The organism is Actinomadura physcomitrii, from assembly GCF_008923205.2.
GTDB classification, from domain to species: Bacteria; Actinomycetota; Actinomycetes; order Streptosporangiales; family Streptosporangiaceae; genus Spirillospora; species Spirillospora physcomitrii.
In genome coordinates, this window is record NZ_WBMS02000034.1 from 1 (window position 1) to 22,882 (window position 22,882).

The 22,882-nt window shown below is 69.1% G+C and carries 23 protein-coding genes; 13 read left to right on the plus strand and 10 right to left on the minus strand.

The features are described 5' to 3' along the window. Positions 1-115: 115 nt before the first annotated feature. Positions 116-340 (minus strand): IS110 family transposase, encoded by a 225-nt coding sequence (locus F8568_RS32905; RefSeq protein ID WP_151597595.1) that lies wholly within the window; start codon positions 338-340, stop codon positions 116-118. Between the two features lie 1,081 nt (positions 341-1,421). Between F8568_RS32905 and F8568_RS32910 the strand changes: the two genes are divergently transcribed. Next, on the plus strand, positions 1,422-2,717 hold the full coding sequence (locus tag F8568_RS32910) for an AAA family ATPase (RefSeq protein WP_151597596.1): 1,296 nt from the start codon (positions 1,422-1,424) through the stop codon (positions 2,715-2,717). Next, on the plus strand, positions 2,717-3,337 hold the full coding sequence (locus tag F8568_RS32915; RefSeq protein WP_151597597.1) for an RloB domain-containing protein: 621 nt from the start codon (positions 2,717-2,719) through the stop codon (positions 3,335-3,337). The genes F8568_RS32910 and F8568_RS32915 overlap by 1 nt, the downstream gene beginning before the upstream one ends. A gap of 128 nt (positions 3,338-3,465) precedes the next feature. On the opposite strand, the gene F8568_RS32920 is transcribed toward F8568_RS32915, so the two are convergent. Then, positions 3,466-4,002 carry a flavoprotein gene (locus tag F8568_RS32920; protein WP_151597598.1) on the minus strand — a complete coding sequence of 179 codons (537 nt, stop codon included), beginning with the start codon at positions 4,000-4,002 and terminating at the stop codon, positions 3,466-3,468. Then, positions 3,999-5,471, minus strand: a complete 1,473-nt coding sequence (locus tag F8568_RS32925; RefSeq protein WP_151597599.1) for a helix-turn-helix domain-containing protein — start codon at positions 5,469-5,471, stop codon at positions 3,999-4,001. Before F8568_RS32925 ends, F8568_RS32920 begins: the two co-directional genes overlap by 4 nt. A 215-nt stretch (positions 5,472-5,686) precedes the next feature. Here F8568_RS32925 and F8568_RS32930 point away from each other — a divergent pair, with 215 nt between their 5' ends. After that, the gene (locus tag F8568_RS32930) at positions 5,687-6,061 is read left to right on the plus strand and encodes a hypothetical protein (RefSeq protein ID WP_151597600.1); all 375 of its coding nucleotides are present in this window, start codon (positions 5,687-5,689) and stop codon (positions 6,059-6,061) included. Beyond that, complete coding sequence (locus tag F8568_RS32935; protein ID WP_151597601.1) at positions 6,061-6,285, plus strand: hypothetical protein; 225 nt, start codon at positions 6,061-6,063, stop codon at positions 6,283-6,285. Before F8568_RS32930 ends, F8568_RS32935 begins: the two co-directional genes overlap by 1 nt. Before the next feature lie 19 nt (positions 6,286-6,304). Here the strand turns inward: F8568_RS32935 and F8568_RS32940 are convergent, their stop codons facing one another. The 3 genes from F8568_RS32940 to F8568_RS32950 form a co-directional block, all read right to left on the minus strand. After that, positions 6,305-7,261, minus strand: coding sequence for a coiled-coil domain-containing protein (locus tag F8568_RS32940; RefSeq protein WP_151597602.1), 957 nt, complete (start codon positions 7,259-7,261; stop codon positions 6,305-6,307). A 167-nt stretch (positions 7,262-7,428) separates the two neighbouring features. Beyond that, positions 7,429-8,595, minus strand: coding sequence for a S8 family peptidase (locus tag F8568_RS32945; protein ID WP_151597603.1), 1,167 nt, complete (start codon positions 8,593-8,595; stop codon positions 7,429-7,431). Positions 8,596-8,800: 205 nt separating this feature from the next. After that, the gene (locus F8568_RS32950; protein ID WP_160573852.1) at positions 8,801-10,825 is read right to left on the minus strand and encodes a serine/threonine-protein kinase; all 2,025 of its coding nucleotides are present in this window, start codon (positions 10,823-10,825) and stop codon (positions 8,801-8,803) included. Between the two features lie 214 nt (positions 10,826-11,039). Here F8568_RS32950 and F8568_RS32955 point away from each other — a divergent pair, with 214 nt between their 5' ends. Together F8568_RS32955 and F8568_RS32960 are read left to right on the plus strand one after the other, a co-directional pair. Continuing rightward, the gene (locus F8568_RS32955) at positions 11,040-11,492 is read left to right on the plus strand and encodes a sterol carrier family protein (protein WP_151597605.1); all 453 of its coding nucleotides are present in this window, start codon (positions 11,040-11,042) and stop codon (positions 11,490-11,492) included. A 169-nt stretch (positions 11,493-11,661) separates the two neighbouring features. Next, entirely contained in the window at positions 11,662-12,300 is a 639-nt protein-coding gene (locus F8568_RS32960) for a LamG domain-containing protein (RefSeq protein ID WP_151597606.1), read from the plus strand. An 18-nt stretch (positions 12,301-12,318) separates the two neighbouring features. Here F8568_RS32960 and F8568_RS32965 read toward each other — a convergent pair whose 3' ends face one another. Further along, complete coding sequence (locus F8568_RS32965) at positions 12,319-12,690, minus strand: DUF4190 domain-containing protein (protein WP_151597607.1); 372 nt, start codon at positions 12,688-12,690, stop codon at positions 12,319-12,321. A gap of 127 nt (positions 12,691-12,817) precedes the next feature. On the opposite strand from F8568_RS32965, the gene purF reads away from it, so the two are divergent. Continuing rightward, the gene (purF, locus tag F8568_RS32970; protein WP_151597608.1) at positions 12,818-14,269 is read left to right on the plus strand and encodes an amidophosphoribosyltransferase; all 1,452 of its coding nucleotides are present in this window, start codon (positions 12,818-12,820) and stop codon (positions 14,267-14,269) included. Further along, positions 14,266-15,291 (plus strand): phosphoribosylformylglycinamidine cyclo-ligase, encoded by a 1,026-nt coding sequence (gene purM / locus F8568_RS32975; protein WP_151597609.1) that lies wholly within the window; start codon positions 14,266-14,268, stop codon positions 15,289-15,291. Before purF ends, purM begins: the two co-directional genes overlap by 4 nt. 227 nt (positions 15,292-15,518) lie before the next feature. Here the strand turns inward: purM and F8568_RS32980 are convergent, their stop codons facing one another. Both F8568_RS32980 and F8568_RS32985 read right to left on the minus strand, forming a co-directional pair. Beyond that, positions 15,519-15,725 (minus strand): DUF3073 domain-containing protein, encoded by a 207-nt coding sequence (locus tag F8568_RS32980; RefSeq protein ID WP_151597610.1) that lies wholly within the window; start codon positions 15,723-15,725, stop codon positions 15,519-15,521. A 356-nt stretch (positions 15,726-16,081) separates the two neighbouring features. Further along, a complete protein-coding gene (locus F8568_RS32985) occupies positions 16,082-17,164 on the minus strand; it encodes a Leu/Phe/Val dehydrogenase (RefSeq protein ID WP_151597611.1) in 1,083 nt (360 codons plus the stop codon). A 134-nt stretch (positions 17,165-17,298) separates the two neighbouring features. Between F8568_RS32985 and F8568_RS32990 the strand changes: the two genes are divergently transcribed. Further along, positions 17,299-18,189 (plus strand): hypothetical protein, encoded by an 891-nt coding sequence (locus F8568_RS32990; RefSeq protein WP_328601129.1) that lies wholly within the window; start codon positions 17,299-17,301, stop codon positions 18,187-18,189. 273 nt (positions 18,190-18,462) lie between these two features. Then, complete coding sequence (gene bldC, locus F8568_RS32995) at positions 18,463-18,666, plus strand: developmental transcriptional regulator BldC (protein WP_012850682.1); 204 nt, start codon at positions 18,463-18,465, stop codon at positions 18,664-18,666. Between the two features lie 458 nt (positions 18,667-19,124). On the opposite strand, the gene F8568_RS33000 is transcribed toward bldC, so the two are convergent. Next, positions 19,125-19,814 carry a TetR/AcrR family transcriptional regulator gene (locus tag F8568_RS33000; protein ID WP_328601130.1) on the minus strand — a complete coding sequence of 230 codons (690 nt, stop codon included), beginning with the start codon at positions 19,812-19,814 and terminating at the stop codon, positions 19,125-19,127. 403 nt (positions 19,815-20,217) lie between these two features. Here F8568_RS33000 and F8568_RS33005 point away from each other — a divergent pair, with 403 nt between their 5' ends. The 3 genes from F8568_RS33005 (at position 20,218) to F8568_RS33015 (ending at position 22,827) form a co-directional block, all read left to right on the plus strand. Then, positions 20,218-21,219: a LacI family DNA-binding transcriptional regulator gene (locus F8568_RS33005; protein ID WP_151597692.1), complete on the plus strand. Its 1,002-nt coding sequence runs from the start codon at positions 20,218-20,220 to the stop codon at positions 21,217-21,219. 356 nt (positions 21,220-21,575) lie between these two features. Beyond that, positions 21,576-21,812, plus strand: a complete 237-nt coding sequence (locus F8568_RS33010) for a hypothetical protein (RefSeq protein ID WP_151542608.1) — start codon at positions 21,576-21,578, stop codon at positions 21,810-21,812. Positions 21,813-21,984: 172 nt separating this feature from the next. Beyond that, on the plus strand, positions 21,985-22,827 hold the full coding sequence (locus F8568_RS33015) for an N-acetylmuramoyl-L-alanine amidase (RefSeq protein ID WP_328601132.1): 843 nt from the start codon (positions 21,985-21,987) through the stop codon (positions 22,825-22,827). The last annotated feature ends 55 nt before the right edge of the window (positions 22,828-22,882 follow it).

The window sequence follows — 22,882 nt, forward strand, 5'->3', positions numbered from 1 at the left end:
CCTGTGCCGGATCCTCGCTCTCACAGCGGCGATATGGCACAACGACAAGACCGGACAGTCGATCAAGCGGTCACTGACTGCCTATGATCACTGACTGCAACGACACTCCTTGGACTCATTCATCTAGGAGGGCCAGCATCAGGGCGGCCCCATCGGTACGCATGTCGACCGCCCAGGTCACGGTCTCGGCCAGGCCGATGACGTCGGCCAGGAGTCTCACCGGCGGGTCCTCGTCATTGGCGACTCTCCGCGACAGTGGCCGGTTTCCGTCGGCGTCGATCACCACCGCGTGGTGGTGGGTCTTGCCGATGTCCACCCCGGCCCACACCTGCTGCTGCATCGTGCCTCCCCCGATCGGGTCTGATCACGGTTCCCGCAGACGGCTCGCCGGCCAAGTCCCTACGCAGCGACGGTTCGCAATTCTCAATCGGCGGCCGAGTCGTCATGTGGGTACCGGGCGGCCAATCAAGAGCAACCACACCAGCGGCAGACAGGTTCCAGCCACACCCGGTACCCCTGGGGCACCAGCACCGCACTTAGGAGCGAGTGACCCGTGAGCCAGAAGGTAGGGACAGGTTCCGGCCGCCGCCATCATCGACGGCGCGGGGTCGGGGGGAGCCCCGCACCCTTCCAGCCCAGCCACGCGACTACAGGTCCGTGGCGTACCCCTCGATGTAGTAGGACTTGCCGACCTCGGGAGGTGGGCAGTCCAGTACCTCGATGAGCCGCGGCCAGTGCTCGGCCCTGACTGGTTACGAATTCACGAACCACTCATCGTCGCCGTAGTCGAAGAGGTCACGGACCCTGATGAACTGCTCCCGGCTGATGGGGAGGGCGGCACTGGGCTGCTCGTCGCTGTCGTTGAACGAGATCTCCGGGCATGGCGCGATCTTGGCAGTGCTTCGGGCGGTGGTGCGACCCCGGGGCGGCCGGACGGGGCGGAGCCGGCGGACGCGTCGCGATGCGCGGCGCGGCCAGGGGCGGGGCCGCGCCAGCGGCCCAAGCGCCGCCGCCCCTTGATCCCAAACAGCCCAATTCGGCAAGCCACGATCTGGTCTATGTCCTGTCCCGGGTGATGCTTGAGACCTCTGTCACATCACGAGTCTGTCGTTCCTTCCACGCTCCAAGTAGGCCCAACGGAGCGCTCAAGCGGACGGTGGCTGCGTGGCGGGTCGGCCTGCGTACGGCTATGGCTCCGTAGGAGAACAACGCAGCACGGCTTTCAAGCCGAGGGACATCCAAATCCCAGTCGTGTGTCCGACACCGCCCGGAAGGTCGCGATCAGCAATGTCTCGAACGCGGTGAGTTGGAGGACAACCAGGCGGTATGCGCAAGCCTGGTGCAGACAGAGCCTGCTTTTCGTGCGGCTCTTACGATCACGGCCATGTGTCTGCAGGCTAGGTGCGAGGTAGGGTGGGTCCATGCTGATCAGGTTCGAGGCGAGGAACTATCGCTCCATCTGGGAACCAGTTGAGCTCTCGATGGTTGCGATCGATCTGGACCGCGAAGCAGTGCGCCCCGCCCCCCGTCTCGGTGTAAGCCTCCTTCCACTCGCTGCTGTCTACGGACCGAACGCTTCCGGGAAATCTAACGTACTTGCAGCGCTCTCATGGGTCCGTGATGCAGTCCAGCAATCCCTTCGTTTCTGGGAAGACGAAATTCCGATTGAGCAATTCGCCTTCGGGGAAGGGGGTGCGTCATCAAGTGAGTTTGTACTCGAACTTGAAATTAAGGGGATTCGTTTCGAGTATGTTTTGGAAGTAGATCGTGAGCATGTAATCTATGAAGGCCTGTTTCATTATCCAGAAAAGAAGCGCAGGCGAATTTTTGAGCGGGAGGAAAATGACCTAAAGTTGCAACGCGGTTTGGGTGAATTGTCCGGAACTCGAGAGTTGCTCACTCAAAGGGTTCTTGCGCTTTCAATTGCAAGAAGATTTGAGGAGCGACTTGTTTCTGAATTTACAGAAGCACTTCTTGGCATGCAAATTCTGGGCCATCGTCCTATCAATCGTATGCAGCAGGGTGTCATAGTCGGATCGCGACCATACATGAGTCGCCCTACATTGCGGTGGTTTGATGACCAACGCAATGATCAGCTGTCACTGTTCTCCGAAGAGGATATCGAGGATCCAGTCCTAAGGGGACGAAGGCAGGCATTGGCCCTGCTGCGAATGGCAGATCTTGGCATCGAGGACGTGGTTGTTGATAACCAGGAGATCCGCTACTCCGATTCATCGGAAGTCCGCACAAGGCGCAGGGTTCGCCTAGTACACAAAACAACGGATGAGAGTATTCCGTTCGATCTCGGCGCCGAATCTGAGGGTACGAGAACTTGGTTCAATCTTATCGGGCCAGTTCTCTCTGCTCTGCAATCGGGATCGGCAGTAATATTCGATGAGTTGGATGCTAGTTTGCATCCAACTCTGTCAGCGGAGCTGCTTCGGGTTTTCCATAGCCCGACTACCAATCCTCGTGGAGCCCAACTTATCTTCTCTTCTCATGACACTAGTCTGCTTAATCATCTAAACCGTGATGAGGTTTGGTTGACCGAGAAGCAAGATGATGGCTCAACTCGATTGGGGGCATTGTCTGATTTTGCAGGAGAGCGTGTGCGTAAATCTCAGAATCTTGAAAACGCGTATCTTCATGGCCGGTTCGGCGCGCTGCCTCAGGTAGACCAAGTCGATCTACTAAAGGCCCTAGGGTTGATCGGCTGATGGCCGCCCGAGAGCAAAGGAGACGGGGAAGCCGTACTCTTAAGAGGACCACTGAAAAGCGGCCAGAACTTCGCACGGTCGTAGTCTTCTGCGAAGGCGTTAATTCTGAGCCTGACTATGTTCGTGCCCTGAAGAAGTTGCCAAATGTGGCCTCGAATACTGCTCTCGATCTACAAATTCATCCCGAGCAAGGCGTGCCCCTCACTTTGGTCCGCAGAGCCCAAGAATATAAGCGTGATCCTGAGGTTGATGAATGCTGGTGCCTCTTTGATGTTGAATGGCCAAAGCATCATCCCAATCTTCAAGAAGCGATTGATTTAGCGCATGCCAGCGACATAAATCTGGCTATTTCTAACCCCTGCTTCGAAATTTGGCTTATTTTGCATCATCAAGATCAGGCGTCGTTCATAAATACGGCTCCTGCTGAGCGTCTGTCTCGAAAATTGGATAACCGTCCAGGAAAAAGTATCGATGCGGCGGTCTATATGCCGCTACGAAAAGAGGCGGCTCGACGGGCCCGTCTGTTCGATAAGAGACATGATCGAGACGGCACTCAATTTCCCCATGACAATCCGTCGTCGGGGATGTACAAGTTTCTGCAAGAAATTGAAAAAGAGTGATGGATGTCGACTGCATCCCCTTGGCCTTTATAGATGATGTAACTCGGATTCCTGTATCCTCTGAGTGGCTCAAGGTGTGTCTACGGCGAGAATGCTCGAATTTCATTCGAGAAGGTTCCTGGCATGCTTTAGTCAACCCAGTCGAGCACTTGACTCCAAGGATAACTATCTAGACGACTGTCGCCGCTTCCGGGAGCATGAGGTTCAAATCCGCCAGACCCGAGGAGAATGCGGATGCCTTCGTCATGAAGGGTGTTGACGCTGTGTTGGAAGGCGGTGCGCCCCGCTAGCGCGGTGTTGACGAAGGGGAGGACTACTACGGGAATGCCTAGGCCAGGGGCTTCGGCGAGGATGCCGAGGGCGTAGGTGTCGCTGATTCCTGCGGCCCATTTGTTGATGGTGTTGTAGGTGGCGGGGGCGACGATGATGGCGTCTGCTTTGGGGGAGCGGGGTTCGCCTGGTTTGCGGTAGTGGCTGCGGACGGGCCGGCTGGTTTGAGTTTCAAGGGCTTCGGCGTCGATGAAGTCCAGGGCTGAGGGTGTGGCGATGATTTGGACGTCCCAGCCTCGTTGGTGGGCGAGGGTGACGAGTTTTCCGACGTCGCCGGCGGGGCCTGCTGCGCAGACGATGATGTAGAGGACGCGGCGGCGGTCGTCGTCGGTCATAGGCGCACCCCGATCTCTGTTGTGAACTCCTTGAGCTGCCGCTTGATGCTAGGCGGGGCGGTGGCCATGAGGTCGTCGAGCAGGCGGTGGACGGCGGGGCGGGCTGAGATCTCCTCGGGCGCGAGCTGGTGTGCGAAGAGCAGGACGTCGTATGCCTTGTCGTGCTTGCCCCATTGGGTGAGCGCGCGGGAGGTGTCGACGAGGAGTTTCGCCTTGCGTTCGGTGAGGGGAATGCGGTTGAGGTCGACAGCGCGGGCGTGCTGGATGGCGGCTCCGGCGTCGCCGAGTTGGAGGGCGATGTTGACGCGGTGGAGTTGGACGTTGGTAGGGCCGAATGCGGTCCAGCGGTGGTTGTAGTCGCCGCCGAGTTCGCGGCCTGCGGCTTCGGCCTCGTCCAGGAGGGTGGCTGCGGTGTGGCGGTCGGAGCGTTGGGCGGCGGCGACCGCGCCGCGGAGGAGGAGCGCGCCGTAGACGGACAGGAAGTCAGGGGTTCGCTGGTCGACGTCGTGATCGATGCGTTCGGCGTAGGTGCTGGCGGTCTTGGTGGCGGCGCCGTGGTGGCCGCCGTTCATCAGGGCGTGGGTGATGATGCGGGCGCTGGATCCGATGATGGTGAGGTCCTGGCTGCGGCGGCTGGCCTGCATGCTGCGGTCGGCGGCGAGCCAGGCGAGTCCTTCGTGGTCGAGTTTGAGCAGGATGCTCGCGGCGACGTGGTGGGCCTCGGCCGACAGCGCTTCGGCCTGAAGGCGGGCGTCTGCGTCGTGGGTGGCGCAGGCGTTGCGCAGGTCCGCCAGCAGGGCGGGCAGAGAGTTGACAACGGTGGAGTACTGGCAGTTCTGGTAGTCGCGTTTGGCTGCGGCTACGGCGGCGTCCAGGCGGGCGATGCTGAGGGCGACCGGGGACGGGGCGTCATTGATGGCGGGGTATCCGGCCAGGGCGGCGGCGAAGGCCTCGACGCCTTCCAGCGGTGCGCCGTCGGACGGTAAGTCGGCGAGGATGGCGCTGAACACGCCGGCTCCGGCGAGCTTGCCGAAGGTTCTGCGGTGCACGGGGTCCCCTTCCTCGACGTCGGGATCTACGTCCAGGGAACCCAGGAACGCGGGCGGAACCAAGTCCGCGAGGGCATCCCGTGGTGTGAAGGCCGTCGCGCCCGTGGTGGCGAGCGCGGAGATGGCGCGCGGGGCCAGACCCAGGGCCATGCGGGCGGGATCGGGCATCCGGAGGCCGTCGGCGATGCGCTCGAACACCTCCAGGGTGGTGACCTGGCGGCCGCCCTTCTTCATGATCTCGCTGACCTTGCCCTGCGACATACCGCAGGCGATCGCGATCTGAGTTTGGCTGGCGCCTGCGTACTGGCGCAGCAGGTGGAAGACGGCTCGGATGTCGCGGGCGGTCAGGGCTTCGATCATCTGCGGGCGCCGCCACAGTGAGCCGGGGATGATGATGAGGTCTGACGCCCGTCCCGACATCGGGCCTCCCTCCCTGTAACCGGCAATCACTGAGCGTATATCCCGTCGCGGAATACCGCCTGGGAATGGGAGCCGCCGGGGATTTGGCGAATCTTGGTCGGCATGACGCAGCAGCAGGGAACCGGCAAGCCGGGAAGCCGTTCGTGCGGTGACCGTAGCCGGTTCGGTCGCCTGCCCGTCAGCCGGTCCCGCTTCAACCCTGGGAGTTCTCGGTCATGAACGTGGTCAACAGGCGTCCTCTGACAGACACCGCGTGGCGTCCGGCGGCGCTGGCGCTGGTCGACGCATTGAAGCGGCGGGGCCTGGATGCGCAGGTGTGCGGGCATAGTGCGGTGCGGGTGAACAACCCGGCCGGTGAGCCCGACCCGGATGATCCGCACGGCGCGTTGATGCATCCGGGGATGCGGCAAGAGGTTCTGTGCCGCCGTCACGAGGGGGCGTTGTGGTGGCTGTGGGTGTGGTCGGGGCCGACCCGCAAGTCTCCGCCGGAGCTTGAGCCGTTGTGTCCTCTGCTGGAGACCGATACAGCGGCGGACCGGATCGCGCGAGTGTTGGCGGTCCCGTTCACCGGATCGCCGGACGGCTCGTGATGGGCGCGATACCGGTGGTGCTGCCGGACGGGCTGAGTGGACGGCCGGTTGCCGCGCAGATCGAACGCGAGTTCTCCGGCGTGTGGGCCTGGTACGGCGAAGCCACCGGTTCATGGTGGGCGATGGTCCGGCTCGGCGGTGAGGCTTGTCTTCTAGAGGCGCTCAACCCTGACGAGCTGCGGAACGCGATCGTCCACGCGCGGGGCCGGCCCTGGCCAGGGTGATGTGTCCGCTTGGGTGCGGTTAGAAGACCGAGATGTGGACGTGGTCGTAGTGGTTGGCGGTTACGCCGCCGCGGTTCTCCATCATGCGCCAGCCGGGGCTGCGGAGGTCGTAGATGCGCTGGCGCCAGATGATGTACTTGATGCCGAGGGCGCTCGCGTGGGCGATGGCGTAGGCGGCGGTGGCGTCGCCGTGGGCCTTGGCGGCGCCGGTGGCCATGACACCGCCGGTGGTGACCATGAAGTCGCAGGCGTGGCCGGTGCCGTGGTCCTGCGGGTCGCCGGTGTGGCGGACGCAGCCGATCGTGGGGAAGGGGCCCTCTTCCTGGTCGATGACGGTCTTGACGTGCGCCATGCGGGCGGTGACGCCGCCCATGCCGACGCTCGGCGACTGCGGCTTGTACTTCTTGACCAGGGCCTCGATGCGCTTCTTCTGCGACGCGAGGTCCTTGATCTCCTTCTGCAGGTCGGTGATCTTCTGCTGGGCCTGGTCGTGCGCCTTGGCCTGCTCGTCGACGAGCTTGCCGATCTGCGCGACCTTCGCGGTCTTGTTCTGCGCGAGGTGCTCGATGAGGGTGTAGCCGCTCAGCATGTCGGACGGGTCGCCCGCGGCGAGCATGGAGATGGTGGGGCCCTGGCCGTCCGTCATGTACTGGTTGGCGGCCATCTCGGCGACGAGGGAGCGGGCGTCGTTGAGGTCGCCCTGCAGGCTCTCGGACTTCTGCAGCGCCTTCTTGGCGGCGTACTGCGCGTCCTTCAGCTTGGCGAGGTCGCCGCCGTAGGCCTTGTCGAGCTTGGTGATCTGGGCGTTCAGCTTGGCGAACTTGGAGCTGTCGCCGGGGTCGGCCGGCAGGGCGGCGGGCGAGTGCGGCGCGGCGGAGGAGGGGGCGGCGGTGCCGGCCAGGGGGAGGGCGACGGCGACGAGGGTCAGGGCCGCGCGCCGGATCCGTCTCCGGAGGGTGGAGGTGGGGGACTCCACGTCTGCTCCTCTCCGGCCGGACCCGGGGGCGCCCGGCCGAACGCCAAGGGACGGTGAGGGGGACCGTCCTAGTCCTCGCCAAGATTAAACGGCTGTGACGGGTGGGGCGGTTCAACCGCCAAGAAGCCCGGCTCCCCGTGGGGGAGCCGGGCCATCCTACGGGAGTGTCAGAGGTTGCTCTTGTAGAGCAGCCGGTTCGCCTGGCTGCGCATGCGGCCGAGGACGTTCTTGGTGGAGTTGTCGTTCAGCCACTTCTGCACCGTGGGGAAGGTCGCCTTGGGGTGCGTCTGCAGGTAGAGCGCGGCGGTGCCGGCGACGAACGGGGAGGCCATGGACGTGCCGCTCATCAGGCCGGTCTTGTTGCCGGGCAGCGTCGACCTGATGTCGTAGCCGGGGGCGTTGATGTCGACGCACTTGCCCCAGTTGGACCAGGTGGCGCGGTTGTCGTAGGACGTGCTGGCGCCGACGGCCATGACCCAGCCGGCGCTGGCCGGGGAGCTCTTGCAGGCGTCCTGGTTGTCGTTGCCGGCGGCGACGGAGACGAAGACGCCGGACTTGGACAGGTTCGTGATGGCGGTGTTGAGCGCCGTGGACTTGGCGCCGCCGATCGACATGTTCGCGACGGCCGGCTTGGCGGCGTGGGTGCGCAGCCAGTTCACGGCGGACATGATGTCGGAGACGTAGCCCTCGCCGTTGCAGTCGAGGACGCGGAGCGCGCGCAGCTTGACGCCCTTGGCGACGCCGTAGGTGGACGAGCCGATGATGCCGGCGACGTGGGTGCCGTGGCCGTTGCAGTCGCCGCCGTTGCCGTTGAAGGTCGGCGCGACCCAGGCGACGGCGGCGCGGCCGCCGAACTGCGGGTGGCCGGTGGCGAGGCCGGAGTCGATCACGTAGGCGGTGACGTTCTTGGCGAGCGAGCTGTAGTGGTACGACTTCGACAGCGGGCGCTTGCGCTGGTCGATGCGGTCGAGGCCCCAGGGCGCGGAGCCCTGCGTCGACTGGGTCTTCATGACCTGGTCGTGCTCGATGGCGGCGACGCGGCTGTCGCGGCGCAGCTTGTTGAGCTGGTCGGGGGTCAGCTTGGCGGCGAAGCCGTTCAGGACGCCGTCGAAGCGCTGGGCGCCGGTGGCCTTGACGGTCTTGACGGCCGACTCGGCGGACGCGCCCTGCTTCAGGGTGACGATGTAGCGGCCGGGCACGGGGGTGCCCTCGGCGGCGGTCACCTTGACGAGGGAGGGGGAGGAGGAGTCCGCGAGGACGGGGAAGGCAGCCGCGCCGCCGACGCATGCCGCGACGACGCCGGCCAACAGGAGCCTCCGGTGGACAGCCCGCAAGGCTTGTCTCCTTCTGCCGGGGGGCCGCGCTCTCGGCGGCCCGTCAGAAGATCGAGGAATTCGATCGAGGGGACACCATAGCGGAACTGTCCCGATATAGACGGAGAAAATGGACGGGTCGGACGGGGCGTGAAAAGGCCGGAGTCGGCCGTCAACCGGAAGGCCCCGCCAGGAGACGCCTCCGATCCGTCAGGGCGGGCGGGGCTCAGCCGCGCGACAACTTCCCGGCGTAGGCGAGGTTGGTGCCGGGCTTGCTCCACGCGTACTGGAGCGTCCCGTCCAGCATCCGCTTGATCTGGACGGTCCCGGGCGTGCACGGCGCCGGGATGGCGAGGTCCATGGTCAGGTTGCTCTGCGTGCCCTTCTTGAGGGTGAGCGTTCCGGTGCAGTGCTCCTGCGGGTACACCGCGCGTGCGGTGGTCGCGCCGGTCTGGAAGGTGACCTCGACGGGGAAGGCCGCGTGCTGGGCGGTGTTCACCAGCGTGCCCTTCCAGGTGCCCGCGAACGACCCGGGCACCGTGCTCACCGGCTGGTTGGCGGACGTGTTGGTCTGGTTGGGCGGCGGGGCGCCGTCGTCCTTCAGCTGCGGCCACAGCACCAGCACGATGATCGCGATCCCCACGCTCACGCCGATGACCAGGGACAGCGCGAGGCCCAGGACGTGGTTGCTGGGCCGCCGCATCCGGCCGAGGGCGAGGCGCGCCGACGTCCTGCGCTCGCCGCGCTCGGCGCGCAGTCCGGGGATCAGGTGCGACGCCGTCGTCTCGTCCGCCGCCGGCATGTCGAGGGGGTCGAAGACGGCGGTCGGGGTCGGGTCGGGCCGGTCGGCGTGCTCGGTGACGGCGCTCATCGTGGCCGTGGCGTCCGCGGACGGGGCGGCCACGTTGAACGTGGTGGTCGCCTCGAACGCCGAGGGGTCGAGGTCCGGCGCGGACGTTCGCGGCCCGCCGGAACCGCCGAGGTCTTCCGGCGCGGGCTTCTGCTTCGCCTTGCCCGGAGAAGCGGAGGACAGGAGCTGCGAGAGCTTCCGGAAGGGACGCGACGGCGGCGGATGGTACGCGTGCCGGGCGGCCGTGGAGGGCGGCGGCGTCGTCTGCGGCTCCGTCTGCGGCTGGGGCGGCGTGTTACCGGGCTGCGGAGGCTCGAACCACATGAACCCCTGCTGAGGCGGGCCGGATGGGCCGCCCATAGGCGAGCGCGGCGGTCCCGGTGGCATGGGTGCGGACCCGGCGCTCGGCGGTTGCACAGGAGGCGGCCCTGCGGGCTGCCCTTGGCCGGTGGACGGCGGAGGCGGTGGAACCGGTGGCCGTGCCGGAGGCGGAGGCGGCGCGGGGGAGGGCTGCGCCGCCGGCACGGCGTTCGTCGCGAGCGCACGGCCCTCGTCCGCCATCGATGCGGGCATCCGCGCCGCGAGCGCGCTGTTCTCCTCGAGAAGCCGTTCGAGGAGCTGCTTGGAGGTGGGACGTGCGGCGGGGTCCTTCGCGAACGCGGCGCGCATCACGTCGCGCAGTGACGGCGGCACCTCGGACAGGTCCGGGTCCTCGTAGAGGATGTGCCGCATCACCTCGGACGGGGAGCCGGTTCCGAAGGGCGCCTTGCCGGTCGCGGCGAAGAGCATGGTGGCGGCCCAGGCGAAGACGTCGGCGGCGGGGCCTACGCCGCTGCCGGTGAGCTGCTCGGGCGCCTTGTAGGCGGGGTCCTCGGTGATACGTCCGGTGGGCGCGGCGTTAACGGCCTCCAGCGCGCGCGCTATACCGAAGTCGGCCATCCGAGGACCGTTCCTACCGAGCAGGATGTTCCCCGGCTTCAGCCCGTGGTGGACGGCGCCGGCCCGGTGCACGGCGGCCAGTGCGACCGCCGTGCCGACGGCGACGCGTTCCACTACGGCGCCGCCGCGCTTTCCTTCCTCGTCCACGAGCTGCTGCAGGGAAGGACCGTCCACCCACTCGCTCACCACGTAGGGGCGGTCGCCCTCCACGTCGGCGGTCAGGATGGCCGCGGTGCAGAAGCCGGAGACCTTCTGCGCGGACGCGAAGGCGTTGGCGAACCGGGAACGGGCCACCGGCTCGCCGCTCAGCCGGACGTGCAGCAGCTTCACCGCGACGAGGCCGCCCGCGGGGTCCCGGCCGAGGAAGACGGCGCCCTGCTCGCCGACGCCCAGCCGGCCCGTGACCTCGTACGAGCCGAGCCGTCGCGGGTCACCGGGCTGCAGGGGCAGCGCCTCGGGCATCTGACGAACCTCCGTGTCCTCCGGGGACCGCGTCCCCGGCCTCCCCGTTCCTCTCACTCCCCCATGCGTGCTGCTGCCGGGGTCCATTTTTACCGTGTGCGCGGCGTCAGGGCGCCATCGACGGCCGAGCGCGCCCGCCGCGACGGCTCCGGTGGCCTTCTTGCCCGGCGGCTCCCGCTCCTTCCTTCGGCGGCGACCCGGTAGCGTCGGGTCGATGCCGCGAACACCGCTCTCCACCGCCGTCCTGAACGAGCAGCGCGCCCTCCTGGGCCTGCCGCCCCACGCCGGCCCGGACGAGCCCGCCGCGCTGCGCCGCGCGGCCCTGGAGACCGTGCTGGCGGCGCTGGACGCCGGCAAGGACCCGGCCGGGGACGTGTCCCGCCCGGTCGTCCGGGGCGCCGTCCGGTTCCTGCTCGACCGGCTCGCCGAGTCGGCACCGGGCCGGTCGGTCGAGGTGCGCGTCCCTCCGCACGCCGCCGTGCAGTGCATCGCCGGCCCGCACCATACCCGGGGAACCCCGCCGAATGTGGTGGAGATGGACGCCGGAACCTGGATCGCGCTGGCGACGGGACGGCTGACCTGGGCGGACGCGGTCGCCGCGAACCGGGTGCGGGCCAGCGGCGCGCGCGCGGACCTGTCGGAACAGGTCCCGCTGTCCCTGGGCTGATCCGGGTCCAGCGCCCCTTCCGTCCCGTTCCGGGACTTTCTCCGTCGCTGACCTGCGGTATTGGGCGAAAAGTCCAACTCGGGTCTTGCCTGGCGCGCCGGGCGCTGCGAGCGTGGGTGCCGACCGTCGGGGCACCGCATCGGCGAGACGCCGTGCAGGAGGTGGACCCGTGCTCGTTGCGCATTGGACGTTCGACGTCGAGACCGTCGACGGCCGCCGGGTGGCGGACGCCGCCGGCGGCGGACCGGTCGCCGAGCTGAACGAGTCCGCGCAGATCGTCCCGGGCCGGGACGGCGGAGCCCTGAGCCTGGACGGCCGCGGCCGCGCGCTGATCCCCGCCATGCCGCAGCTCGTGCTGAGCCAGGTGTTCGGGTTCAGCGTGGCGTTCTTCGTCCAGGTGGTGGAGGAACCGACCGGGGAGTGGCGCAGCCTGCTCTACAAGCCCGTCGCGGAGCACGATGCGCGCGCGCTCGGCATGTGGCTCTACCCGGACGAGATGCGCATGCGTGTCCAGTTGTTCACCGTCAAGGGCCCCGAGTATGTGGATGGTCACACAAGGCCGGTCGTGGGGGAGTGGACCCACGTCGCCTTCGTCGTTGACCAGGAAGGCATGTTCCTCTACATCAACGGCCGTCTCGATACCGGCATGTCGCTGGAGCACGCCGTCGTGACGCCCGCCGGCCCCATCTACCTGGGCAGCGAGCCCACCAAGCCCGGTTTCGGCGGCCTGATGGACGATTTCCGTGTGTACGCGTCCCCGCTGACCGCCGAGGCCGTAGCCGCCCTGGCCGGCCAAGAGCGCGGTTAGGAAACCACAGGTCGAACGTCAGGGATCCGTCGTCTTGCGGACGAACGGGAACTCCTGCTCCACGCACCTCTGCCGCGCCTCGTCGTTCGGGTAGCGGGATGTGTCCCCGCATATGGCCGCTTTACTCAGCAGCCAGAAGAGCGCCAAGGCGCCCACCACGACGGCTATGCCGCAGCACACGACCCCCGCCACAGCAGGCCACCGCTCGGACTGTCCGCGGACGAGGGCGACCGTCCCGAGGACGAGCCCCACCAGCGCAGGGATCAGCCCCAGGAGGCACAGGGCGAGTCCTAGGAGGCCGACGATGCCGAGCACCAGCGAAGCCCGTGCCAGCCCGCTCCGCATGGGCGGAGCGGGAGGCGAATAGGTCCGGTACCCAGGCAGCGTCATGGCTTCCTCCACGTGTCGGCCACCAGATTTGCGCGCGGACGCCGAAAGCCGTGCTCGCGTGGAGTAAAGGTCGCTTAAGGAGATCCACCGATCCGAGCAGGTGAAGGGGGCATCTAGACTGGCTGGTGTGCCTCTCCGTGACGGACGTCTGAGCCACGACATCGATCCCTCCGACCGCCCCCCGCAGGACGCCTGCGGCGTGTTCGGCGTCTGGGTCCCCGCGGACCAGGCGCCGAAGGCGGAAGTGAGCAAGCTCACCTACTACGGCCTGTACGCGCTCCAGCACCGCGGGCAGGAGTCGGCGGGCATCGCGGTAAGCGACGGCTCCCGGATCGTCGTCTACAAGGACATGGGCCTGGTCGCCCAGGTCTTCGACGAGTCGGTGCTGAACACCCTGCGCGGCCACATCGCCGTGGGCCACTGCCGCTACTCCACGACCGGCTCGCCGACGTGGGAGAACGCCCAGCCCACATTCCGCTCGACCGACACGGGCGGGTTGGCGCTGGTGCACAACGGCAACTTGATCAACACGCCGGACCTGGCCGCGCGGCTGGAGCCCGGCGTGCTGACCGCCACCAGCGACACCGAGGTCCTGACCGCGCTGCTGGCCACCCGCGCGGGCGGCCCGCTCGCGGCGGCGCGGGAGATCCTCCCGGTCACCCGCGGCGCGTACTCCCTGGTCTTCATGGACGAGGGCGTCCTGTACGCGGCCCGCGACCCGGAGGGGATCCGGCCGCTGGTGCTGGGCTCGCTGGAGGACGGCGGCTGGGTCGTCGCGTCCGAGACCGCCGGTCTCGACATCGTCGGCGCCCGGTTCGTCCGGGAGATCGAGCCCGGCGAGCTGATCGCGATCGACGGCGGCGGCGTGCGCTCCGAGCGGTTCGCCGAGCCGCGCCCGAAGGGCTGCCTGTTCGAGTACGTGTACCTGGCCAGGCCGGACACCGCGATCGCCGGGCGCAGCGTCCAGGCGACGCGGGTCGAGGTCGGCCGCCGGCTGGCCCGCGAGCACCCGGTCGAGGCCGACCTGGTGATCCCGACGCCGGAGTCGGGCACCCCGGCCGCGATCGGCTACGCCGAGGCGTCCGGGATCCCCTACGGCCAGGGCCTGGTGAAGAACTCCTACGTCGGCCGGACGTTCATCCAGCCGTCGCAGACGATCCGCCAGCTCGGCATCCGGCTCAAGCTGAACCCGCTGCGCGAGGCGATCGAGGGCAAGCGCCTGGTGGTGGTGGACGACTCGATCGTCCGCGGCAACACCCAGCGGGCGATCGTGGGGATGCTGCGGGACGCGGGCGCCAGGGAGGTGCACGTGCGCATCTCCAGCCCGCCCGTGTCGTGGCCGTGCTTCTACGGCATCGACTTCGCCACCCGGGCCGAGCTGATCGCCGGGAACCTGTCGGTGGAGGAGATCCGCGACTCGATCGGCGCCGACACGCTCGGCTACATCTCGCTGGACGAGCTGATCTCCGCGTCGCGGATCCCCAAGGACAACCTGTGCCGGGCCTGCTTCGACGGCGTCTACCCCATCCCGGTGGAGGACGCCGCCCGCGGCAAGCACCTGCTGGAGGCCACCCGATGACCTCGTACGAGGCCGCCGGTGTGGACATAGCGGCGGGCGAGCGCGCCGTGGAGCTGATGAAGTCGCGGGTGGCGCGCGCGCGGCGTCCCGAGGTCGTCGACGACGCCAGCGGCTTCGCGGGGCTCTTCGACGCGTCCGCCCTTTTGCGCTACAAGCGGCCCCTGCTGGCGACGTCCACGGACGGCGTCGGCACCAAGGTCGACCTGGCGCGGCGCCTCGGCGTCTACGACACGGTGGGGCACGACCTCGTCGGCATGGTCATCGACGACCTCGCCGTATGCGGCGCCGAACCGCTGTTCATGACGGACTACATCGCCTGCGGCAAGGTCGTGCCGGAACGCATCGCCGACATCGTCGGCGGCATCGCGGACGGCTGCGCCCTGGCGGGCTGCGCGCTGGTCGGCGGCGAGACCGCCGAGCACCCGGGCCTGCTGGAGGCGGACGAGTTCGACATCGCCGGCGCCGGGACGGGCGTGGTGGAGGCCGGGGAGCTGCTAGGGCCGGACCGTGTCCGCCCTGGGGACGCGGTCATCGCGATGGCGTCGTCCGGTATCCACTCCAACGGGTACTCGCTCGTGCGCCACATCCTGGCCACGACCGACCTCGCCCTGGAGGCGCAGCCGGTGGAACTGGGCCGGCCGCTGGGTGAGGAACTCCTCACCCCGACCCGCATCTACGCGCAGGACTGCCTCGCCCTGACCCGGGCCGGGGGAGTGCGCGCGTTCGCCCACATCACGGGCGGGGGGCTCGCGGCGAACCTGGCGCGGTCCCTGCCGCCGACCGCGGACGCGGCGCTGCGCCGCTCGTCGTGGGAGGTGCCCGCGGTGTTCCGGGTCCTGCAGGGCCACGGCGACGTGCCGCAGGCGGAGATGGACAAGACGTTCAACCTGGGCGTCGGCATGGCCGCCATCGTCGCCGCGGAGGCCGCCGACGAGGCGCTGCGGCTGCTGGCGGCGCGCGGCGTGCCCGCGTGGGCCCTGGGCGAGATCACCGAGGGGACCGGGCAGGCCGTGCTCGCCTGAGCCGTCCGTGCCGGCCGTTCGTCCTTGATCGTCTGTTCCGTCCCGTCCGATGCCCGAATGGGGCGGTACGGCGCTGAGCGCGACGCTGGGACGGCTGAGAGGCTCGCGTGCCCGCTGATGTGCCGGAGGCGCGGAACGCGACCCCTGGCGGCTCTCAGCCTCGCACGCGGCCGCTCGTGACAAACGCCACCGCCCGCGCGAGCGGGCAGTGGCGTGTTGTCAGCCGGTCAACCGGAGGTGCCGTCCTTGCGGTCCTCGGTCCCGTAGTCATCGGCGTAGTCCGCGTACTTCTCGGCGAGCTCGTCGTAGGAGTCGTCGCCGGAGTCGTTGACTCCGAGTTCGTGCTTCAGGCGGTCGAGGTCCGTGTTGCCGCTGTTGTACTTGAGCTGGCGGGCAACCTTCACCTGCTTGGCCTTGGCTCGGCCGCGACCCATTGGCTCGACCCCCTCGATGGTCAGGGCTTTCGTGGGCCCATCAACGCGCGCGTGTACCACACGAACCGGTGCCTGATGAGCCATGCGTCAGTCACGGGTACAACCGTACCCGTTTTGCGCCCGGCTCGGTACATCGACGGTACGTGGCGGCGCTCTTGTTGCTGCTCGCTCCAGTGTATCCGGTGGTCAGGGCGGCCCCGCAGGGCGGTGTGCGGGGCCCCGCGACGCGCGCACCAGGGCGGGAGCTATTGGTAGAAATGTGACGACCGCCGCGGAACCGGACATCCGGCGTCCGCGGCGGTCCGCGCGGTCAGTGACGGTCGGTGACGTCAGTGACGGTCGGCGACGCCGTCCGCTCAGAGGAGAATGCCGCGCAGCCGTCCGATCTCGGACATCCGCCGCTCGGCGAGCCGGTCGGCCGCCACCGCCGGCGGGACGCCCTCGTCGGCGGCCAGCGCGAAGATCTTCCGGGTCGTGTCGTAGATCTTCGACGCGCGCGCCTTGGCCCGGTCGAAGTCGAAGCCCTCGATCTCGTCCGCGACCTGGATCACGCCGCCCGAGTTCACCACGTAGTCGGGGGCGTACAGCACGTCCCGGTCGGCGAGGCGCTTCTCGATGCCGGAGTGGGCGAGCTGGTTGTTGGCCGCGCCGCAGACGACCTTCGCCGACAGCACCGGCACCGTATCGTCGTTGAGGGAGCCGCCCAGCGCGCACGGTGCGTACACGTCCAGCTCCGTGCGGACCATCTCGTCCTTGTCCGCGACGACGTCCACCTCGGGGTGCAGCGCCTGCACGCGCTCCACCGCCGCCTCGCTCACGTCGCAGACGACGACGTCCGCGCCGTCCTCGCGCAGGTGCTCCACCAGCCTGTGGCCGACCTTCCCGACGCCCTCCACGCCGACCCTCCGGCCGCGCAGGGACGGGGTGCCCCACACCGTCTCCGCCGCGGCCCGCATGCCCTGGAACACGCCGTACGCGGTCAGGATGGACGAATCCCCGGCGCCGCCGTGCGCGACCGTCCGCCCGGTGACGAACCGGCACTCCCGCGCCACCACGTCCATGTCCTCGCTGTACGTACCGACGTCGCACGCCGTGTAGTAGCGGCCGTTCAGCGACTGGACGAACCGCCCGTACGCCCGAAGCAGCGCCTCGGACTTGTCCTTGGCGGGGTCGCCGATGATGACGGCCTTGCCGCCGCCGAGGTCGAGGCCCGCCATGGCGTTCTTGTAGGCCATGCCGCGGGACAGGTTCAGCACGTCGGCGAGCGCCTCGTCCTCCGACCCGTACGGGTAGAAGCGGGTGCCGCCCAGCGAGGGGCCGAGCGCGGTGGAGTAGATCGCGATGATCGCGCGCAGGCCGCTGGCCTCGTCCTGGCAGAAGACGACCTGCTCGTGTCGGGGCTCTGTGCCCTTGTGGGGCGACCCGAAGACATTAGGCACGGTAGTGCCCTCCTCTCTGTCTGCAGATCAGACTAAGGGGCGCGGTATGGCGTGTTCGCGGCAGCGTTCGTCCGGTCTCATGTAACGATGCGGTTGTGTTTCCGTACGCGGCGTACCTACGGATATATGAACCGGTGACCGCCTTCCCGGAGCCCGCGCGGACCCTGTGGACGGCCTATGCCGACTCCAGGCGGCGGCCCCGCCGGATCCACGCGCTCGGCGCCGAGCACCGCGACGCGGCGCGCCGCGTTGTCAGCGCGCCGCCGGAGGTCGCGCCGGACCGGGAGAGCCGGGACGCCTACGTCCGGCGCGTCGACGACACGATCTACGTCTCCCCGTGGGAGACGCGGCTGCGGTCCTGGCTGGCGTTCGAGCGGTTCCGCGGCGAGCACGCGGCGGCGCTCGCCGCCGCGTTCGTCCCGCCGCCGCAGGCCGAGCGCGTCACGCGCCAGTTCGAGCAGTGGAAGCGGGCCGGCCGCCCGCTGCGGCCGCACATCCTGACCAGTACCTGGCACGTCCCGCTGGACTGGTTCGTGCCGTTCGCCCGCGGCGAGCGGTGCCTGATGCTGGGCGCGCCGAGCACCGGATACGCCGCCGCGGACGGCCGGGCGGCCGACGCGCCCGAAGAACATGCAGGTCATGGCCCTGCTACGGCGGCTCCTGCGCGTACCCTCATCTACGTCACCTCGATGGGTGAGGCGCGCCGCCGCGTCGCCGCCGCCCTCCCGGTGGTGCGCGAGAACCTCGGCGACGGGTCGGGAGAGGTCTTCCTGCTGTCGGCGGGCCGCCTGGACACGCTCGCCCGGTGGCTCGGGGAGTTCCATCCCCGGGCGCTGGTGGAGCTGGACTACGGCGGCCTGGTCCACCTGCTGGACGACCGGACGCTGCAGGGGGACGAGTCGGTCGCCGAGATGGCCGTCGCGCTCACCGGGATGGAGCGCGGTGAGGTCGAGCTGACCGTGGCGATGTACAAGCGTCTCCTCGCGCGCTGGAGGCCCGTGCGGGCCCTCGAATCGGCGAACTAAAACAAATTTCCCGAATCCGCGCGCGATACGACTATACGTGTCGCTAGAATCACACAGCGTGACCCAGTCATCACCGGACACGCGCAGCTCCCGGCCTCGGCGGGGATGTTTGCACGCAACTACCGCCAGGAACTTGCTTGTTGCGCTGAGTGGTGGCAAGGTTACACGTTGTGATGTCATAGTGGCTCTTTCGGGCCATAGGGGACATCAGTGACCGCGCGAGGATCAATCGCAGGATCGCTGTCATCGGTCCACGGAGGAGAGGCCGCAAACATGTCAGCACGTACGCCAGAGGCCGAGCCCCTGTTGACGCCGGCGGAGGTGGCGACGATGTTCCGCGTCGACCCCAAGACCGTCACGCGGTGGGCGAAGGCGGGAAAGCTCACGTCCATCCGCACGCTCGGGGGGCATCGGCGCTACCGCGAGGCGGAGGTGCGCGCGCTGCTGGCGGGCATCCCGCAGCAGCGGTCGGAGTAGCCGCTCCGGCCGGCCGGGCTCGGTCCGAGCCCTGCCGGAAGCACCCGGCCGAACACATGGGGGGGCGGTCAGGAGGCCCCTGGACGACCTCGCACGCCGATTGCGCGCGGGGAAGCCGCAGCGGCCTCCTGGACGAACGGGCCGGGACCACGGTCATCCGAGAATCGCGGTCCCGGACCGATCACCGTCCGGTCTGGACGTCCCGCTCGCAACCGGCGAGCGGGACGGTCCTTATCGGCCTCCGGGCCGAGGACCGGCCTCCGGGCTGAGGGCGCTCGCCTCCGGGCCGAGGATTCACGTCCGGGCCAGGGGTTCGCCTTCCGTCGTCCCACCGGCCGGCCGACGCGCCCGCGCGGATGATCGGGCCGGGCGGCGGCTCGCACGGCGGCTCCGGCCGACCGCGCGCGTGACCGGATCAGGTCACCGGGTCTTCCCGGAGCGGCAGAACGGGCCGGCGGTCAGACGCTCAACTCTTCCTGGGCGAGACGGTCGAACAGGGCAGCGGTCGACGGGTCGTGCTTGCCGGCGACGTGCAGCATCACCACCAGCTGATCCACCACGAGCGCCTCCAGCTCGGGGCGGGTCACGTCGCGGTTGTCCAGCCAGTCCAGGCCCGCGGTCTCCACCGACGCCATCCACGAGCGCAGCGTGATGCGCAGGATCGGCGGCGGCGTCCGCACGTCCAGCGAGTGCAGGATCCGGTCCAGCAGCAGCTGCCGGATCCCGTCGACGATCTCCCCGACCTCGCCGGACCGGTCCGCGGGCCCGCCGCGCAGCAGCGCGGTGTAACCGGCCGCGTGGCTCTCCACGAAGTCGAAGTAACGCTCCAGCGACACCCGCAGCCGCTCCAGCGGCTTGCCCTCCGCCGGCGGCTCCAGCAGGACCGACAGCTGCTTGGCGGCGCTGCCGAGCGCCGCGAGGTACAGCTCGTACTTGCCGCCGAAGTAGTGGTACACCAGCGCGCGCGAGGCGCCCGCGGCGGCCGCGACGTCGTCGATCGAGATGTCCTCGGGCGAGCGGGTGCTGAACAGCTGCAGCGCCGCCTGGATCAGTTCCTCTCGCCGTTCGTCCACGCTGAGCCTGCGGCGTCCTTGCCCGCCGCCCTGCCGGCTCCGCGCCTTACCGCCGGCCACCGCACGTTCTGCCACGTGGGCAGCGTATCCGAGGGCGGCGCGGGCGGGTCCCGGTCGCGCCGGGCGCAGCGGGCTCTTCACCGGGTCGTGATCGCCCGCCGACACCGTTGTGATCCGGAACACCACAGGCCGCAACTGCCATTGTCGTATGCCCGTTACTCACTGTTGCGACGATTCGGGGCGAAGGAGGGGCATCATGGCATCTCCTCCGCGGCGCAGGAGGCGTGCCGGCCCCTGCGGCGCGCCGCCGCGGCAGGTGCCGCCAAGACCCTTTGAGGCATGCCTAGGCCCCCCTGGACGGAGTGCCATGTCAGCTGGTGAAGCAAGCCCCCCGCACGAGACGCCCGTGGTGGGAGGGGGCGCGGTGCCCCCGCCGCGCGAGCCCGCCCCCGCGGCGCGCGGCGACGAGGGGAGGCCGGTGCCCGCGCCGAAACCGACCATCCGCAACGTCGCCGAGCGGGCCGGCGTCTCCAAGTCGCTCGTCTCGCTGGTGATGCGGGGGTCACCGCACGTGAGCGAGCGGCGCAGGCAGGCGGTGCTGCAGGCGGCCCGGGAGCTCGGCTACCGGCCGAACGCGGTGGCGCGCAGCCTCGTCGAGGGCCGCACCCGGCTGATCGGCGCGATCGTCGCCGACCTGCACAACCCGTTCTTCGCCGAGTTCCTGGACGGCCTGCAGGAGAGCCTGCACGGCGCCGGGCTGCGGATGCTGGTCGGCAGCGGCCGGTGGGACCCGCTGTTCGAGGCGGAGGCCGTGGAGGCGTTTCTGGAGATGCGGGTGGACGGCCTGGTCCTGCTCAGCGTCGTCCCGGAGTCGCTGAAGGAGGCCGCGGCGAGCGTCCCGGTGGTGGTCGTCGGCGAGCGCGACGTCGTCGGGGTCGACATCGTGGTGGACGACGACGAGCTGGGCGCGAGCCTGGCCGTCGACCACCTGGTCGGCCTGGGGCACCGGCGGATCGCGCACATCGAGGGGACGCGCTCGACGACCGCGCGGTACCGGCGGGCCGGGTACGAGAAGGCGATGCACCGGCACGGGCTGAGCGACGAGATCGTCGTCGAGCCCGGCGACTTCACCGAGGACGGCGGCTACCGGGCGGCCCGCGAGCTGCTGCGCCGCGAGCACCGGCCCACCGCGATCTTCGCGCCGAACGACCTGGTCGCGACCGGCGCGCTGTCGGCGGCGGACGAGCTGGACATGCCGGTGCCCGAGCAGCTGTCGATCGTCGGCTACGACAACACGCATCTCGCCGCGATCCGGCACATCTCATTGACCAGCGTCGACCAGCCGCGCCGGGACATGGGGAGGGTGGCCGCGGAGCTGCTGACCGCGCGGATCGGCGACCCGTCCCGGGCCGCGAAGCAGAACCTCGTCGTCCCGCACCTGGTGATCCGGTCGACGACCGGCCCCGTCCCCGCCGTCTAGCCGCGGCCCCCGCCGTCCTGCGCGGCCGCGGCCCGCGGGTGCTCCCCTCGCACTGCCCGCCGGTTCCCTTCGCGCTCGCCCGGGTCTCCCCACGATGCTCGCGGGCGCTCCCCTCGCACGTGCTTCGGGCGCTCCCGCGCGCCCGGCCCGCGGCTCTGGACGGCCCGGCGAGTCTCGAAGTGGTGTGGCGCGGGTAAGGGGCTGGCCAAGCCTGCCGCATTCACCGGTCCGCGTGCGCTTTCCGGCGCCTTAATGGACTCACCGCTCGGCGTGGCGTGCGGGCGGCTCCGGTATGGAGCCGTCCGCACGGCCGGGCGGACGGGCAAGGGTCGTGTTCACCCAAGGGGGTTCAGCTCGTGCGTGATCCGGAACTGGTGTCGTGCGCGCAGCGTGCGGCGAGCGAACTGGAGCAGGCGTGGTCGCAGTGGCGGCACGCGCGCGGCCTGGCCGAGCAGGTCTCGGAGTCGGTCGCCAGCTACGTCGCTCATTCGATCGACCACCCCTGGGGGCGCCCCCGCGTGGTCCTCGGCCTGGACGCGGACGAGGCGCGCGCGCTGGCGGCGCTGCTGGGCAAGGAAGACCCGCTCCTCTGACAGGGCCTGCCACTCCGGGCCGGTCGCGTCGCATACCGGCCCTGTACGGCCGTCCCCGTTGACCGGGTACGGCCGGGACTCGCCGTACCCGTTTCACCGACTTCGTTTGACGAACTCCCGCGCGTGTGCAGACTGTCAGGGTCGGTAACGGAGTCATCACGGAGGACGGCCTGTGCGCATCCAACGAGGCGGCCCAGCGGTCGCCGGTCTCGCGCTGTGCCTCGGCGCGCTCGCCGCGTGCGGCGGGTCGTCCGGAGGGAAGGCGTCGCCGGCCGGTGACACCGCCGAGCCGCCGACGGCGGGAGCGACGAAGGGCACCTCGGCGGGCGGCCCCGCCTCGCCCAAGGGGTCCGGCGGGCGCCCGCTGGCGGGCAAGGTCGTCGTCATCGACCCCGGCCACAACGGCGGCAACGCCTCCCATCCGCGCGAGATCGCCAAGCAGGTGTACGTCGGCAACGGCACCAAGGAGTGCGACACCACCGGCACCGACACCGTCTCCGGCTACTCCGAGCACGCCTTCACCTGGGACGTGTCGAACCGGCTGGCGAAGATCCTGCGGGCCGAGGGCGCGAAGGTGACGCTGACCCGCAAGAACGACACGAGCGTCGGGCCGTGCGTGAACCAGCGGGCGGCGATCGGCAACGAGGCGCACGCGGACGCCGCGATCTCCATCCACGGCGACGGCGCCGCCGCGTCCGGGCACGGGTTCCACATCATCGAGCCCCTCGCCGTCGGGAAGAACGCGAAGATCGTCGCGCCGTCCGCCGAGCTGGGCACGGCGCTGCGCGACGCCTACCACTCCGGCACCGGCATCGCCTACTCCACCTACCTGGGCAAGAAGGCCATCGACAAGCGCAGCGACCTCGGCGGGCTGAACATGTCGACGGTCCCGAAGGTCTTCATCGAGTGCGGCAACATGCGCAACAAGGGCGACGCGGCCAAGATGACCAGCGCCTCGTTCCGGCAGCGCATGGCGGAGTCCCTCGCGAAGGGCTTCGAGAACTACCTGTCCTGACCGGCGGCCGAACCGGTCGGCGGGCGCGCACCGGCGTGCCGGAGGGCGGCGGTCG

Excerpts from the sequence above, each read along its gene's own strand:
- F8568_RS32915 (WP_151597597.1), top strand. The coding sequence starts at position 2,717 with ATGGCCGCCCGAGAGCAAAGGAGACGGGGAAGCCGTACTCTTAAGAGG.
- F8568_RS32920 (WP_151597598.1), bottom strand. The coding sequence starts at position 4,002 with ATGACCGACGACGACCGCCGCCGCGTCCTCTACATCATCGTCTGCGCA.
- F8568_RS32905 (WP_151597595.1), bottom strand. The coding sequence starts at position 340 with ATGCAGCAGCAGGTGTGGGCCGGGGTGGACATCGGCAAGACCCACCAC.
- F8568_RS32935 (WP_151597601.1), top strand. The coding sequence starts at position 6,061 with ATGGGCGCGATACCGGTGGTGCTGCCGGACGGGCTGAGTGGACGGCCG.
- F8568_RS32980 (WP_151597610.1), bottom strand. The coding sequence starts at position 15,725 with ATGGGTCGCGGCCGAGCCAAGGCCAAGCAGGTGAAGGTTGCCCGCCAG.
- F8568_RS32930 (WP_151597600.1), top strand. The coding sequence starts at position 5,687 with ATGAACGTGGTCAACAGGCGTCCTCTGACAGACACCGCGTGGCGTCCG.
- F8568_RS32965 (WP_151597607.1), bottom strand. The coding sequence starts at position 12,690 with ATGACGCTGCCTGGGTACCGGACCTATTCGCCTCCCGCTCCGCCCATG.
- bldC (WP_012850682.1), top strand. The coding sequence starts at position 18,463 with ATGTCAGCACGTACGCCAGAGGCCGAGCCCCTGTTGACGCCGGCGGAG.
- F8568_RS32955 (WP_151597605.1), top strand. The coding sequence starts at position 11,040 with ATGCCGCGAACACCGCTCTCCACCGCCGTCCTGAACGAGCAGCGCGCC.
- F8568_RS32910 (WP_151597596.1), top strand. The coding sequence starts at position 1,422 with ATGCTGATCAGGTTCGAGGCGAGGAACTATCGCTCCATCTGGGAACCA.
- F8568_RS32950 (WP_160573852.1), bottom strand. The coding sequence starts at position 10,825 with ATGCCCGAGGCGCTGCCCCTGCAGCCCGGTGACCCGCGACGGCTCGGC.
- purM (WP_151597609.1), top strand. The coding sequence starts at position 14,266 with ATGACCTCGTACGAGGCCGCCGGTGTGGACATAGCGGCGGGCGAGCGC.
- F8568_RS32925 (WP_151597599.1), bottom strand. The coding sequence starts at position 5,471 with ATGTCGGGACGGGCGTCAGACCTCATCATCATCCCCGGCTCACTGTGG.